The organism is Paenibacillus sp. FSL K6-0276, from assembly GCF_037977235.1.
Lineage (GTDB): Bacteria > Bacillota > Bacilli > Paenibacillales > Paenibacillaceae > Paenibacillus_AQ.
In genome coordinates, this window is the sequence record NZ_CP150276.1 from 3,815,837 (window position 1) to 3,831,388 (window position 15,552).

Here is a 15,552-nt window from a genome sequence, read left to right on the forward strand (position 1 = left end):
GACTATTATTCTGCTAACTCTTCTTCGTTGTCTAGAACTTCCTCTGTATGGTCACAAGACGTACATTGCAGCTTCGTGCCTTGTTTATTGCGTTTCTCAATCATCCAAGCCCCGCATGAAGGACATGGCTTAGTGGATGGTCTATCCCAAGAGACGAAATCACAGCCAGGGTACTGATCGCAACCATAGAAGACACGACCTTTTTTGCTGCGCCGCTCCACAACTTTACCTTCATTACACTTAGGACAAGTTACTCCAATATCTTTTACGATAGGCTTCGTATTCCGGCAATCCGGAAAGCCAGAGCATGCTAGAAATTTCCCGAAACGTCCTAGCTTATATACAAGTGGTTTACCACATTTCTCGCAGATCTCATCGGAGACTTCATCTTCAATCTCAATTTCTTTCATTTCTTCTTCGGCAAACATTAAACGTTTCTCAAAAGACTCGTAAAATTCGGCAAGAACCTTCACCCAATCTTCTGAACCTTCCTCCACATGGTCAAGATCCCCTTCCATGTTAGCCGTAAACTCTACGTTTAATATTTCAGGGAAAAATTGTTCCATCTGCTCTATGACTAACTCTCCAAGCTCAGTAGGCATGAATTTCTTCTCTTCAATAGCCACATAGCCACGCTTCTGAATCGTTTCTAGAGTTGGTGCATACGTACTTGGACGCCCTATTCCCAGTTCCTCAAGAGTCTTTACTAATCTCGCTTCCGTATATCGCGGTGGCGGCTGTGTAAAGTGCTGCTTGGGCTCGATTTCTTGCTTATTTAAGGCATCTCCCGCTTGAAGAGGTGGTAAATACTTATCTTCATCTGTAGTTCCATCATCGTTGCCTTCTACGTAAACCTTCATGAACCCGGGGAATGAAACCTTCGAACCAACAGCTCTGAATGTGGCGGTACCTGCATCTATATCCACCGAGAGCGTATCCAGCAAGGCAGAAGCCATTTGACTTGAAACGAACCGCTCCCATACCAGCTTGTAGAGACGGAATTGATCCCGGCTCAAGAACTCTTTGACCATTTCTGGTTCACGTAGTGCTGAGGTTGGTCGAATCGCTTCATGCGCTTCTTGTGCTCCAGCCGCCTTCTTCGAATACTGGCGAGGTGCTTCGGGTAAGAACTTTTCACCATACTTTGCAGTAATCAGCTCTTTAGCTTCATCCTGTGCAGTAACAGATAGACGCGTCGAGTCCGTACGCATATAGGTGATCAAACCTACGGTTCCCTCTTTGCCTAGTTCCACACCTTCGTATAGTTGCTGTGCAACAGACATCGTCTTAGCCGCACGAAATCCAAGTTTCCGGGCTGCTTCCTGTTGAAGGGAGCTTGTTGTAAAAGGAGCCGAAGGATGCCGTTGTCTTTCCTTCTCCTTGACATTACTCACCTTGAAAGCTGCGTTCTTGATCGCTTCAAGGACCTCTTGAACATCGCTTTCTTGATTAAGTTCTTTTTTCACACCATTCAGCTTATGAAACTTAGCTTCAAAGACGGAATCCCGAATCCCTAGCTTAGCCGTAATGCTCCAATATTCAGTGGGTACAAAAGCGGAGATTTCATTCTCTCGATCCATAATGATCTTTACAGCAACGGATTGTACACGTCCAGCGGATAACCCTTTTTTGACTTTCTTCCATAATAGGGGACTAATCTTGTAACCTACTAGCCGATCCAGTATACGTCTTGCCTGCTGCGCATTCACAAGATCCATGTTAATCTTGCGTGGCGTCTTAAAAGCATCCTTTACTGCTTGTTTAGTGATCTCATTAAATACAACTCTGCATTCCTGTGTTTGATCCAAATTTAATGCATGCGCCAAGTGCCAGGCGATCGCTTCTCCTTCGCGGTCAGGGTCAGCTGCGAGATAAACTTTTTTCACTTTTTTACTAGCGTCTTTCAATTCCTTCAATATAGAACCTTTACCACGGATAGTAATATATTTAGGGTTAAAATTATTCTCAACTTCGACACCGGTTTGGCTCTTTGGCAAATCCCTAATATGTCCCATAGATGCCTTTACAATATATTTACTACCTAAATATTTGCCAATTGTCTTCGCTTTTGCTGGCGATTCGACAATTACTAATGCATCTGCCATAGACTCTTCCTCCTCGTTACACTCGTACCTCTATATTAAATTACCTTATAAATAGCTCCTGGTAATTGTGCTACCGCTTTTTTTATGATTAAAGATAACAGAACTGAATGCAAATGTCCAAAATCCCATCCTGTCCTCTCAAGCAGATCATCCAAAATAAAGGGTCCTTGATGCAGTATATGGTATAGGTGAGACTCCTCATTTGTCAATTTCTTTTCAATTAACATGTCGTCAACTACCTGTTTAGGGGAGCCACTATCACCCGGTTTTGGGAGGTTTGTTGGGAGATAAGAAGTATATTCTTCTAAAATATCTATTGCACTGGTAACCAACTTTGCTCCCTGTTTGATCAGGTCAAGAGCACCTCTACTTTTAGGAGATGTAATAGGCCCAGGAACAGCAAAGACATCCCGTCCAGACTCCAAGGCAGCGTCCGCTGTAATTAGTGATCCACTGCGGCTATCAGCCTCCACGACCACTGTCCCATATGTGAGACCAGCAATAATACGATTGCGCTGCGGAAATAACCCTGGATGACTTTTTGTTCCGAGGGGATACTCTGTGAGCACTAGTCCATCACGGGAAATCAATCGCTCAAGTTCCCTATTCTCGGGTGGGTAGACTCGATCAAGTCCTGTCGCTACTACCGCTATAGTGCCTCCACCGCTTCTTAGCGCAGCTTCATGACACACGCTATCAATCCCCCTTGCTAGTCCGCTAACTACCGTTAGACCCGCTGCACTAAGCTCTTTCGCAAGGATCTCCCCTACCTTCCGTCCATAAGCTGTTGGCACACGAGTGCCGACCATCGCCACACTGGGTGTCGACAACAGTTCCAAACGCCCACGATAATAAAGGATCCATGGTGGCTGAGCCGTCTCCTTTAATAAATTGGGATAGTCTGCATCAAACACCGTAACCATCATCACATCACTTTCTTCCATTAGTAAACGACGCTTAGCAATCCACTCCAACGTATATATGGAAGCAAGATGAATCGACATTTTCTCAGTCAATCCAACCTTTTCCCAGTCCTCCGCGCTACACAAAATTGCTTTTTCCGACAAAAGCCCTGCTCTGCGAATCTTGTCGATACTTTTCCAGCCAATACCTTCCACTTCATTAAAACCGAAAAGTAGATCCCGTACTTCCATATAAGTTTTCTCTCCTTAAATGGAAGGCTTAGCCTTCCCTATTTTGTGTTACACATCTTAAAAATGCAAGTATTTCTTCAAATTGAATAATTTTCTATTTAAAATAAAAAAAGCAACCTTTCATCCCTAGATAGGAACAAAAGGTTGCTTACCTCTTAAATTAATTATACACGAAATAACCTCACTACGTGGAGTGATTTCCCTGTCTTAACTTCAATAATTAGTGCGATGTAAAAGCATTGAGAATACCGCGCTCTTCAAGCACACTTACAAGTGTTGAACCCATTTCAGCAGGCGTAGGGGCTACTTTGATTCCGCAAGCTTCCAGTACGGCAATTTTTTCGCTAGCTGTACCTTTACCTCCAGAAATGATAGCACCAGCATGCCCCATTCGTTTGCCTGGAGGTGCAGTTGCTCCTCCAATGAAGCCTACAACTGGCTTGGTCATGTGTTCACGAATCCACTCTGCCGCTTCTTCCTCTGCAGTTCCACCGATCTCTCCGATCATGATCACTGCCTTCGTACCCGGATCTTCATTAAACAGCTTCAAAATATCAATAAACTCAGAGCCTTTCACCGGGTCTCCGCCAATACCTACAGCCGAAGATTGCCCAATTCCACGCGTGGTCAGCTGATGAACCGCCTCATAGGTTAACGTTCCGCTACGCGAGACCACTCCTACATAACCAGGCATATGAATATAACCAGGCATGATTCCAATCTTACACTCTCCAGGAGTGATAACACCCGGACAGTTTGGACCAATCAATACAGTAGAACGGCCTTCCATATAACGAGAGACTTTTACCATATCAAGCACAGGAATACCTTCGGTAATACAGATAACCAAATCCAGCTCTGCATCTACAGCCTCCATGATGGAGTCTGCTGCGAATGCTGGCGGTACATAAATCACACTAGCAGTTGCACCAGTAGCTGCCTTAGCAGCTGTGACTGTATCAAATACCGGAAGACTAACTTCACTGCCATTTTCAAGGGTGATATTAACTGTCGTTCCACCTTTACCCGGCGTTACTCCTCCAACCATCTGTGTTCCATAATCAAGCGCACCCTTAGTATGGAACAAGCCCGTTGCTCCCGTAATACCTTGCGTGATAACTTTCGTATTTTTATCTACAAGAATGCTCATGCCTTAAGTCACATCCCTACTTATATTGTCAAATACGATAACTGGCTTCAACTTCCGAGCCATTATTGCACAAGAGATACAATCTTACGGGCACCGTCCGCCATAGAATCAGCAGCTACAATGTTAAGTCCCGATCCAGCCAAGATTTGCTTACCCAATCCAACATTTGTTCCTTCAAGACGTACAACAAGCGGTTTAGTCAATCCCAATTGACTTGCCGCTTCCACAACACCGTTAGCAATAACGTCACAACGCATAATACCGCCGAAAATGTTAACGAAAATTCCATTTACCTTTTCATCCGATAGAATGATTTTAAAGGCTTCTGTAACTTTCTCGGTAGTTGCACCGCCCCCTACATCAAGGAAGTTGGCGGGTTCGCCTCCGTAATATTTAATTATATCCATCGTTGCCATCGCTAGGCCTGCACCGTTCACCATACAACCAATATTGCCATCAAGCGCAATATAGCTCAGGTCATACTTAGAGGCTTCGATTTCTTTCAAATCTTCTTCATCTAGATCCCGAAGCTCTTGAATATCCTTGTGGCGAAACAAAGCATTGGGGTCAAAATTCAACTTAGCATCTAGAGCCATCACATTACCATCCGCTGTAACTACCAATGGGTTAATTTCGGCAATAGAGCAATCTTTATCCACAAAAGCTAGATATAGCGCTTGCATGAATTTCACAGTCTTGCCTACCAGTTCATTAGGAATAGAGATGCTGTAAGCTAGCTTACGAGCTTGGAAAGTCTGCAAACCTACTGCCGGATCAATGATTTCTTTAAAAATCTTCTCCGGATGTGTAGCTGCAACCTCTTCAATCTCAGTGCCACCTTCTTCTGAAGCCATCATGACCACTCGACCAGTTCCTCTATCAACAACGATACCGATGTAATACTCTTTAACAATTTGACAGCCCTCTTCAATGAGAAGCCGTTTTACTACCTTACCCTCCGGACCAGTCTGGTGAGTAACTAAAGTCTTGCCGAGAATCTCGGTTGCGTAAGTACGCACTTCATCGATATTCTTAGCAACCTTTACACCTCCAGCTTTACCGCGTCCACCTGCGTGAATCTGAGCTTTGACTACAACAACCGGTGTACTCAGTGACTCTGCGGCTTCTACCGCTTCCTCCACTGTATAAGCTACTTTTCCATTCGGTACGGCCACACCGTACTTCTTAAGCACTTCTTTTCCCTGATACTCGTGGATATTCATAGCGGTAGCCTCCTAAAGTAGCGTGGTGACCTAACAGGCAGCCTGTTGTCATCTCGCCTTCCGTTTTGATTGCCGCGGGGTTAGGGATAGGCTGATGCTAAACATGCAGCACTATTCCGGAACCAGCAGAAACTGTCTACCACTCATATAAGAATGGCCTTGTTTCTGTGAGAGACATTGAGTAAATCTATAAGACTAAGCTTATACTTACCTATATGCCATATAAAGGAACCCAGAATAGTGTAACATGTTTTTAAAACGCTTTCCTTAAATATATTCATGATTTGTACACATTTTTTCGCTTGGTTTCATGCCGGAATGCGAACGATCGCATTGACTCCTCATCATACTTACTTTTTACTATCTTGAGTGTTCGCCTCATGAACACGGTTCAGCAAGCTTTTGAACTGCTCCAGCAGCTCTACAGTCTCATCGCTAGACATAGTCGTTTCTTCCATCATTTTACCAGGAATACAAGCCGCATTGCTTTGAAGTGCCCAGCCCTGTTCAGTTAGTGAAATTAAAACTTTTCGCTCATCCTGAGTCGAACGTTCACGCACAATCAACCCTGCAGCTTGCAAGCGTTTCAATAGAGGAGTCAGTGTTCCCGAATCCAAAAATAGCGCCTCACCTATTTCTTTAACAGTACATTGCTGCCGTTCCCATAACACAAGCATTACTAGATATTGCGAGTATGTTAAACCGATCTTATCCAAATAGGGTTGATACAGCTTAGTGATCTCACGAGAGCAAGCATAAATGGTGAAACAGAGTTGATTCTCAATCAGCAACTCTGGAGTTGTGGTTATCTTTTGCATATCTTCTTCATTCATTTTCATATCTTTTCACCTGCCTTATAGCTTTATTTTATCATAATTCACTCATAACATCATAATAATAGCAAAAAATCAATTTGACTTTTACATTAATTGCGATAAATTAGATTGTACACAAACAAATTAAGAATTGGAGCGATAAAATATGATGACCATCCAGCAAAAAATGTATGAAACCACTGTTAAAGCCGTAGGTGGAAGAAACGGTTATATCGAATCAGAAAGTCCTAAGCTCAGCCTTACAATCAGCACACCACGTGAAATGGGAGGCGCCGGTGGCGAAGGCACAAATCCAGAACAATTATTTGCAGCCGGATATTCCGCATGCTTCGATAGCGCTCTAAACATGGTTGCTCGAATCGGAAAAGTGAAAATTGAAGGCAGCGAAGTAACGGCTACAGTCAGCTTCGGTAAAGTTGAAGATGGAGGTTTTGGCATTGCGGTTAAGCTTGATGTGCTGGTTAAAGGAGTCGACAGAGAAACCGCAACCTCTTTAGTAGAAGCTGCTCATGGAGCTTGCCCATACTCCCGCGCAACCCGTGGCAATATCGCCGTAGAATTGAATGTATTGTAAGGGAGAAATAACAAAATACGATTAAGAAACTAAACCAGCAGCAAGTCTCTGTTATTACGAGACTTGCTGCTGGTCGTTTATTATGATAATTCCTCTACCATCGCCTGTCGGTCTAAAATACGGTACTGCACAGCCTCCGCAAGATGGGCGGTAGTAATATCCTGTGCACCCTCCAGATCAGCTATCGTACGGGATAGCTTAATAATTCGATCATGCGCTCGCATGCTTAGACCTAAATTTTCCAGAATATCATGCAACAATTGAGAACCCTCCCTGCTGAGACTTGCATATCGCCGGAGAGAAGCACCGGAAAGTTCACTATTCCAAGAAATCGGTAAGCATTTATAGCGTTTGTCTTGTATCGCCTGTGCCGCCATTACCTTCATGCGCATTTCTGCCGAGGATAGAACATGTCCCTGTCGATCCCATTCTTTTGGGCGAGGAACCTCCACCTGTAAATCGATACGGTCCAATAAGGGTCCTGATATCTTAGCTCGGTATTGTGCAATTCTAGCAGGACTACAAGTACAATTTTGCTGGGAAATACCGCTTGAAAAAAAACCGCAACTACATGGATTCATCGAACCCGCGAGCATGAACTTGGCAGGATAAGTAAAGGATGCCCGTGCGCGGCTTATGGTAACAACCCCATCTTCGAGTGGCTGGCGCAACACTTCGAGCACATTCCGAGAGAACTCGGGTAACTCATCTAGAAAGAGAATGCCTCGATGAGCAAGACTAACTTCGCCCGGTTTTGGAATTCCTCCACCTCCAATAAGTCCTGCGGCCGATATCGTATGATGTGGGGAGCGAAAAGGACGGCTTCGCAGCAAGCCGTTATGAGCATCTTTTAAATTTCCTGCTGCACTAAAAATTTTGGTTACGTCAAGCGCCTCACTCTCTGACAACTGTGGAAGGATGCTCGGGAGGCGCTTAATCAGCATCGTCTTACCTGTACCGGGCGGTCCGATGAGCAAGATATTATGCATGCCCGCTGCCGCAATGGTTAAGGCTCTTTTTACATGTTGTTGACCCAACACGTCACTGTAATCATCCAACATCTCGTTCAAAACGAATGAGGATGCCTCAGAAGTACTGTAAACTGGGGTATATTTAAGATGTTCCAAAGAAAGCGCGAGAACCGGAGGTCGTTCATTTGCATCCATCCCCCTGCTTACAGATACAGGAAAAGGAAGTGATGATAAAGAAGGTACTTCAGCAGAAACTCCCCCTTCCTGTAGCATCTTTTCACCTTCCTCTTTTATACCCAAAGCTGTATTGGACTGTGGTTCTCCCGAATTCGGTAATGCGCGCAAATGATCGATTGCGTATACATTTATGCCACTGATCAAAGCTGCCTCAGCTGCATTGCCTTCCGGAAGCAGTACAGCCTTAAATCCATTCTTTCGCGCTGCTTCCACCATTGGAAGCACTCCCGATACTGGCCGCAGACTGCCATCCAGCGCAAGCTCTCCAATGAAGAGCACCTCATTGGCAGAGGGCATAATCAGTTGACCACTAGTTATCAGTATCCCAAGAGCAATCGCAAGATCAAAGGCAGAGCCTTCTTTTCGTAAGTCGGCTGGTGCTAGATTTATCGTAATGCGCTGCTGCGGATAGCGGTATCCGCAATTTTTAACGGCAGCTCTTACTCGTTCTACTGCCTCACGAATCGCTGAATCCGGTAGGCCAATGATATTCGTCTGAGGCAATCCATTCGCAAGATCAATTTCAACACCAATCATCACCCCTTCAATTCCATACAAACACGCACTATGCATTTTTCCATACATAAAAACACCTCATCTCCTGAAATACACCCCTGTTTGGGTGTCAAAACTTCAAGAAAAAAGGTGCTTCCTTATTTTCTGGCAATAATTTAGCTTCTATATCTCATTATATTAAGAGAATCTTATCGCAATCAACAATTATTCTATCTTTATAAAGAAAAACCATACTGCATAAATACGCATAACTAGTACTATAGACCTATTTCAACCCTCTTCACTGACTACAACTGAATCCCTAATCTGTTCAAAGGTCAAAGGTTTATAGTTCCAGTGCTCCACACAAATGTTAAAATAATTGTTTCCTTCATATTTTTGTCCATGGATATGACCATGCACGTTTACGTAAGGCATATGTTTATTCATATACATCGGCTCATGGGAGAGGAAAAAGAAATCCTTATAAATAAGTGGATATTCACTAACCTCGTCAAAACCTGTTTCAAGCCACCACCCCCGACTGCGGCCACGATCATGATTTCCGAGAATTAGTATCTTATATCCATGCAGCCTCTCCACAATAGCATGTGTTGCTTCCTTGTTAAGAAACGAAAAGTCACCCAAATGAAACACTTTATCGTCCGGACTCACTACCGAATTCCAATTCTCAATCATGGCTTCATTCATTTGCTCCACATCTATAAAGGGCCTGGATTCAAAATCAATAATCAACTTATGTCCAAAATGATGGTCGGATGTAAAAAAAACGTTAGCCATGTTCACCCTTCTTTCTGATCATAATTTGTATTATTATCTCCAGTCACGCCGCTTACGCGTTCGTTTATTAACATCGCTCTGGATCAGTTCAGCTAGAGGGGGAGCCTCTTCATTCTCAATGAGCCAGCCACGCATCTCTTTGATCGCTTCCACCTGTCCATTCCCTCTATCACGCCATGTAAGAAGCTCTATGACTTTAATAACAAGCGCCAAGAGGCTGTTTTTGCAGTTTTGTGACTTTTCAGCTCGGATTTTTTGAAATAGCGCCTCATTTTTCCAATCTATTAATATTTCTTCAGCTATAGTGGGCCGCATCACCGTGAAGGTCTTATTGCAATTAGCGCAACAGACAACTGATATAGGCTCTGCGGTAAATTTCACTTCAATCTTCTGCTGGCAATATTGGCAAGCAAAACTAACCTGCATATCAATAGGCTTATTCTTCACTTAGACAGCCCTCCTCATGATGACATTAAAAAGTTACTCTAATGTTTACCCATTTCTTTTGAGAAATGACCCACTGTGCGGAGACTATGTAAAGACTTTTTTCACAAGAAAGCTAGTGCCCATAATGAATGGAGTGAGAATATGGGGTGCTGCTTAAAAAGCCTCACGTATATGCCCCAGAGAAGCTATGCTTAAATCATCATTCAGCAAAATGCTGATTACGTCAAAAGAAACTCTTCGATCATCATAACCTTTCATATGCATATAAACCTGTGCTGTATTTCGCACTTGATGTATTTTTCGGGCATTCACCGATTCCTCCGGAGTCCCCTGAAACAGCTCTCCACTACGACTGCGAACTTCAATAAAAATAATACAGCCTTCATTCTCGGCAATGATATCAAGCTCTCCAGTTCGACAACGCCAATTCCGTTCCAAGATCATGTACCCACAAGTAGATAGGTATTGCACAGCTCCTTCTTCAGCAGCGGTTCCCTTCTGTTTGCGGTTGTAGCGCTCCTTTGTGTATGGCTCTTTCATTCCGGTCTCCGTTCACCGGCGGAACGGTCGCTCTGATACACAAAGCTTAGGATTTCTGCCACTAGCTGATAGAGTTCAGAAGGGATCTGTTGATCTAGATCGATCTTTGAAAGAACCTCTACGAGGGCTGCGTCCTCCTGAACAGCAACCCCGCTTTCTTTGGCCTTTTGCAGAATCAGATCCGCTATCGCCCCTTGTCCTTTGGCAACAACGACAGGAGCTTCGCTTTGCCCTGGACTATATTTGAGGGCAACCGCTTTTTTGAGCCCTTGTGAAATGGGTTGTACAGGCTCATTCATATACGGTAATCCACTCCTTTGTAGGCATCGGGAACATAATCAACAAGCTTACTAGCATGGGTACCGGCAAGCTCTGTAGAAAGATTCAGTTCTGGCAATGGTTCAGTTCTTAAACCCGACAGCTGATAACCAATAGACTCTACTGCAGCTTTAATATCTTCACGCCGCTGTTCCAGCAGCTCAAGCACCCAAGGATGATCATTATGTAACTTAAGACTAACAATTCGATCTACAACCTGCACATCTACCAGTGTCTGGCCGATTTGCTTCATATCCAGATCAAACCAGAGCCTGCAATTGGCAGCATCCAATTCACCCTTGCGGCCCCGACGCGATTGAATATGAACTGACGCTGTCTCCTGCCCATCCGGACCTTGCAGTGGCAAGAACAAAGTAACTTGCGCGAAAGGAGCTGTTCGATCTGTATTAAGCAGCAGTTGTTGTCCTGTCAGCTGCTGCACTAGTCCGCTCGCGGCTTCTTTTACCGCGGGCGGCACCTCGCTGCTGCTCATGATCTGCAGCAGCACGCCCTTCAGGGTGTCGGTGGCTTGTTCGCCGCCGACACCTGCACTGCCAAGCGCGGCCGTACCCGCCGCCGCGCGGGCCGTCTCAGCGGCGGCTACAACGCCGCCGCGCACCGCCTGCTGCTCGTGCTCCGCACCGAGCAGCTTCAACACCCGCCCCACCCACGACTCCGCGTCCGCGGGTGGGGCGGTGTCCGGCTGCATCAGCGAAGCCGTAGCAGCCGCGGGGGCAGGGCTTGCTCCCGCCGCGTCAGCGGGCGGGACCATTGCGAGCTGCGGCAGGGAACCGCGCAGCTCGGTGAGCACGCCCTGTAGCTTCGCAAGCAGGGCGGCTCCGCTAGGTGTAGCTGCCTGAGGCGCTGCACCAGCAGCAGGTCCCTCGGCGCTCACACTCGCGCCACCAGTCACACCCACGCTCTTATCTATATTTATTGCCTGATTCTTATCTGCATTTACAGCGCTACCTAATGCTCCATCCTTATTCAGATTCATGGCATTACCCTGAATCTCAACTTCATCGGAACCGATAAGATTACTCGCTGCACCATCAATTTGAGCGCTTAAAGCACTATTTAGAGCTCCGGAGGTCATAGTAGGAGTTGTTTTGCCCGCCGCAGTAGGCTCCGAAACAATCCCACTCTTCGAGATCTGCGCACCTTCACCTGCCTCATCAAGCACCACTGGATTGCCAGTTACAATTCCCGTTTCATTATCAGAAGTTATGTTAAGAGTCACCTTAACTGCTGCACCCTGTTCATCCGGTTTCATAGTAGTCGGAAGGCCAGAAGCACTTTCAGCTGTCCCGCCCGAAAGAGTAGTACTTCCGCTTGCGACAGTGCCTTCAGCGGCTTTACTTACAGCTTGTCCATTTCCTTTAGCTGCCAGCAGCACAGCATCCACCTCTGCATCGCCACCCTCTACAGCTCCCACATTAATCCCACTTATTGAGCCTGCAGTTACAGAAGGTTCGAGCTTTCCAGTACTGGTACCCATTCCGGATTTAGGTTCCGCAGTTGTTATTTCTTCACTAGCGATTTGCCCTACCCATATCGTAATCTGATCTTCTAGTGCTGACAAAAGCTGATGCAGTTGCGGCCCAAATACGGCCTGCTGCAATCCTTTCACACTCTCGACTGTAACGGGTAGTCCCCGCTTTACAGAAATGACAGCCGCGTCAAGCCACTCAGAAGTAGGAACACCTGCCGGCTTAGCACTCATTACCGCATCCAGCAAAGCAGCTGTCTCTTTGGTCAGCGGAACGCCTCCTGATTGCATCGCTAGTACGATTTCTCGACCTGCTTTGGAATCGGCAAGCCCAAGCGACTCCAATGCCTCGCCCATGCTTTGCGGAGTGACTAACGCCGTTTCACTGAGGGAGACCGGCTTCAATACGGGTAATCCGCCTTCTCCGGGTGGTCCAACTTGCAAGTTCATTGTTTCTCCTGGCAGTAGCGGAGTTTCTAATTCCGCGCGAACAGGTGTACCTTGAATTTGCACTACCGCTTCTTTTCCTGAATCCGATACAGAGAGAACAACACCACGTACAACTTGCCCTTCTTTCAACTCTAAAGACTTGGCCGCGCCTGGTTTATGATCTCCAAGCAATCCACGGATCAATGTTCCGATATTCATACCGTTTCTCCTCCCTCTATTTTCTCTTTTCTTACTATATCGGTATTCATTTCACTTTTTTAAGCATGCTATAAGAAGAAACGACTTTGTCGTCCTATATGGATGACAACCGTTTCTCGCAAAATATAAGGATAATGTATAGCGTATAACATATACGTTCTTATATTTCTAGAATAACGTTTGCTGCTCTGCGAGGATCTTCCCAATAAAACTGCGTCGATGCATAGGTGTTGGACCTAGAGCCGTGATTTGTTCCCGGTGAAGTTTGGTCGCATAACCTTTATGTATCGCAATCCCATAATCAGGATATAATTCCTCCCATAGGCCTTCACATAGTCTGTCTCGAGTTACTTTAGCAATAATCGAAGCTGCTGCAATGGACTGACTATTAGCATCCCCTTTAATTATTGCCCTTTGTGGCAATGGGAGGTCTACCTTTTCAGCATCTATTAGCATATAGTCAGGAATGTGTTCCAGAATCTCCACCGCTTTTTTCATGGCCAGGCGTGAAGCTTGCTTGATATTAATTTCATCAATGACATTAGAATCCACATACCCCACACCTACCGCCAGCGCTTGCTCCATTATAATCTCGTATAAAGCATCTCTCTTTTTAGCTGTAAGCTTTTTCGAATCATTTACACCATCAATAATAAGCCCCTCCGGCAAAATCACCGCTGCTGCGACGACGTCCCCAAACAAGCAACCTCTACCCACTTCATCTACGCCTGCTATTCGGCGATAAGACTGTTCCCAGCCTTCTTTTTCATAGGCCAACATATCTAACGAACTCACTATTTTGTCACCGCCAATTATGAATTATTCTATGATCTATATAAGTCAGCTTATCACAGTAAAGCTTACATGGTCATCTTAAAATAGACGTTCCAATTTGATCCATTCCCCATAAAATATCCCCACAAAGTGGGGCTTAGCTTCGATGCGTACTCAGGTACTTTGTGGGGGCCCCAAATATATCCTTTCTGACACATAAAAAAGAGCCTCCGAAATTTCGGATGGCTCTTTCATACCTAGTCATTTAACGCAGAATTCACGCCACTTAAGGCGTTTCCAGCGTAAAGCGTCCAAGCTTACCTGCCCGTAGCTCATGTAACAAGGCCCGCGAAGCTTTTTCCAGATCTACACGTCCACCGCTAATCAGACAACCGCGCTTACGACCCACGGCTTCCATAACAGCTATGATCTCATCTGGATTCTCCAAATCTTCAGGAAGCTTCTCAATACCAAAGCGTTCTTGAAATCTGGATCCGTAGTCCTTCACCAAATACTTCACTGCGTAAAAGGCGATGTCCTCAATGTTCAGGATTTCTTCCTTTATTGCACCCGTTACCGCTAGTTTATAACCTACTTCTTGGTCCTCAAACTTCGGCCACAGAATACCCGGGGTATCCAAAAGCTCCAGATTACCGCCTGTCTTAATCCACTGTTGACCCTTAGTAACCCCTGGGCGGTCACCAGTAGCAGCGATACTCTTACCAGCCATCCGGTTAATGAGCGTTGATTTGCCGACGTTAGGAATACCGACGATCAATGCACGCATAGCTCGCGGATTCATTCCCCTTGCGATCTGCCGGTCAATCTTTTCTTTTAGCAGCAGTTTGACCTGCTCTGGAATATCCTTAACACCCGTTCCAGTAGATGCATCAACAGGATAAGCAACATGCCCTTGTCCCTTGAAATACGCCAGCCACTTCCGTGTAATTTCCGGATCTGCCAGATCCGCCTTGTTCAAAATAATCAATCTTGGCTTGTCCCGCAAAATATCGTCAATCATCGGATTGCGGCTGGAAAGCGGCAGACGGGAATCGAGCAATTCTATTACAACATCAATCAGCTTCAGCTTATCCTCGATTTGCCGCCTAGCCTTCGTCATATGACCAGGAAACCATTGAATGGCCATTGCCGTCACCTCCTTTGACTTCTGTCAACTTAATGGTTAATCAGTGTAATATCCTTTAACGGCCAGAAGATTAAATCTGCACGGCCTACAATATCCCCCAGAGGAACATAACCGATCATTCGGCTGTCTGTACTATCAGAGCGATTATCTCCCATGACGAACACATGACCTTCAGGTACAGTACCATCCGGGAATTCTTCATTAGGGAAATCTTTATTATTATACAAAGCGTTGATACTATGCTTTGCATCAATTGCATCTTGGATATATGTCTCATTAACAACTTCCCCGTTAACTGTAACTACATCCCCTTCTACTTTTACAGTATCTCCAGCCACACCAATTACACGTTTAATAAAATCTCTACCCTCAGATGGCACGTGGAATACTATAACCTCGCCCCTCTGTGGAGATCTAATATCGTACAAGATCTCATTTACAATAACACGTTCTCCAGTATGGAAGTTAGGCTGCATGGAAGGTCCGTCTACAATAAACGGCTTGAACAAAAGCCAGCGAATCAGAAATACCAACACTAAAGCAATTGCAATGGCCTTTATCCATTCCAACACTTCGTTTTTGGGTTTACGTGGGTTCTGCGCGCTTGATTCCAAAGTTTCACTTTGTTCCTGCTGCATAGTTC

General features: G+C 45.3%; 15 protein-coding genes. 1 reads left to right on the forward strand and 14 read right to left on the reverse strand.

The window, feature by feature from the left end; translation table 11 throughout:
• Positions 1-5 precede the first annotated feature (5 nt).
• The 5 genes from topA to MHH52_RS17990 form a co-directional block, all read right to left on the reverse strand.
• On the reverse strand, positions 6-2,105 hold the full coding sequence (gene topA, locus MHH52_RS17970; RefSeq protein WP_340003870.1) for a type I DNA topoisomerase: 2,100 nt from the start codon (positions 2,103-2,105) through the stop codon (positions 6-8).
• A gap of 35 nt (positions 2,106-2,140) precedes the next feature.
• Entirely contained in the window at positions 2,141-3,259 is a 1,119-nt protein-coding gene (gene dprA, locus MHH52_RS17975) for a DNA-processing protein DprA (protein ID WP_340003871.1), read from the reverse strand.
• A gap of 220 nt (positions 3,260-3,479) precedes the next feature.
• Positions 3,480-4,409, reverse strand: a complete 930-nt coding sequence (gene sucD, locus MHH52_RS17980) for a succinate--CoA ligase subunit alpha (protein WP_340003872.1) — start codon at positions 4,407-4,409, stop codon at positions 3,480-3,482.
• A gap of 62 nt (positions 4,410-4,471) precedes the next feature.
• Positions 4,472-5,632, reverse strand: a complete 1,161-nt coding sequence (sucC, locus tag MHH52_RS17985; protein ID WP_042128955.1) for an ADP-forming succinate--CoA ligase subunit beta — start codon at positions 5,630-5,632, stop codon at positions 4,472-4,474.
• Positions 5,633-5,982: 350 nt separating this feature from the next.
• A complete protein-coding gene (locus MHH52_RS17990; protein ID WP_340003873.1) occupies positions 5,983-6,471 on the reverse strand; it encodes a MarR family transcriptional regulator in 489 nt (162 codons plus the stop codon).
• Between the two features lie 142 nt (positions 6,472-6,613).
• Between MHH52_RS17990 and MHH52_RS17995 the strand changes: the two genes are divergently transcribed.
• A complete protein-coding gene (locus tag MHH52_RS17995; RefSeq protein WP_340003874.1) occupies positions 6,614-7,042 on the forward strand; it encodes an organic hydroperoxide resistance protein in 429 nt (142 codons plus the stop codon).
• 80 nt (positions 7,043-7,122) lie between these two features.
• On the opposite strand, the gene MHH52_RS18000 is transcribed toward MHH52_RS17995, so the two are convergent.
• The 9 genes from MHH52_RS18000 to lepB all read right to left on the reverse strand — a co-directional run bounded on the left by MHH52_RS18000 (position 7,123) and on the right by lepB (position 15,547).
• On the reverse strand, positions 7,123-8,835 hold the full coding sequence (locus MHH52_RS18000; protein ID WP_340003875.1) for a YifB family Mg chelatase-like AAA ATPase: 1,713 nt from the start codon (positions 8,833-8,835) through the stop codon (positions 7,123-7,125).
• A gap of 201 nt (positions 8,836-9,036) precedes the next feature.
• Positions 9,037-9,546, reverse strand: coding sequence for a phosphoesterase (locus MHH52_RS18005; RefSeq protein WP_340003876.1), 510 nt, complete (start codon positions 9,544-9,546; stop codon positions 9,037-9,039).
• 33 nt (positions 9,547-9,579) lie between these two features.
• Complete coding sequence (locus tag MHH52_RS18010) at positions 9,580-9,993, reverse strand: hypothetical protein (protein ID WP_340003877.1); 414 nt, start codon at positions 9,991-9,993, stop codon at positions 9,580-9,582.
• A gap of 153 nt (positions 9,994-10,146) precedes the next feature.
• Positions 10,147-10,533 (reverse strand): YraN family protein, encoded by a 387-nt coding sequence (locus MHH52_RS18015; RefSeq protein ID WP_313641616.1) that lies wholly within the window; start codon positions 10,531-10,533, stop codon positions 10,147-10,149.
• Positions 10,530-10,832 carry an EscU/YscU/HrcU family type III secretion system export apparatus switch protein gene (locus MHH52_RS18020; RefSeq protein ID WP_340003878.1) on the reverse strand — a complete coding sequence of 101 codons (303 nt, stop codon included), beginning with the start codon at positions 10,830-10,832 and terminating at the stop codon, positions 10,530-10,532. Before MHH52_RS18020 ends, MHH52_RS18015 begins: the two co-directional genes overlap by 4 nt.
• On the reverse strand, positions 10,829-12,988 hold the full coding sequence (locus MHH52_RS18025) for a DNA ligase (protein WP_340003879.1): 2,160 nt from the start codon (positions 12,986-12,988) through the stop codon (positions 10,829-10,831). Before MHH52_RS18025 ends, MHH52_RS18020 begins: the two co-directional genes overlap by 4 nt.
• A 168-nt stretch (positions 12,989-13,156) precedes the next feature.
• Positions 13,157-13,768, reverse strand: a complete 612-nt coding sequence (locus MHH52_RS18030; protein ID WP_340009720.1) for a ribonuclease HII — start codon at positions 13,766-13,768, stop codon at positions 13,157-13,159.
• A gap of 280 nt (positions 13,769-14,048) precedes the next feature.
• Complete coding sequence (gene ylqF, locus MHH52_RS18035) at positions 14,049-14,909, reverse strand: ribosome biogenesis GTPase YlqF (RefSeq protein ID WP_313637795.1); 861 nt, start codon at positions 14,907-14,909, stop codon at positions 14,049-14,051.
• Positions 14,910-14,938: 29 nt separating this feature from the next.
• Positions 14,939-15,547: a signal peptidase I gene (gene lepB, locus MHH52_RS18040; RefSeq protein ID WP_340003880.1), complete on the reverse strand. Its 609-nt coding sequence runs from the start codon at positions 15,545-15,547 to the stop codon at positions 14,939-14,941.
• Between the last annotated feature and the right edge of the window lie 5 nt (positions 15,548-15,552).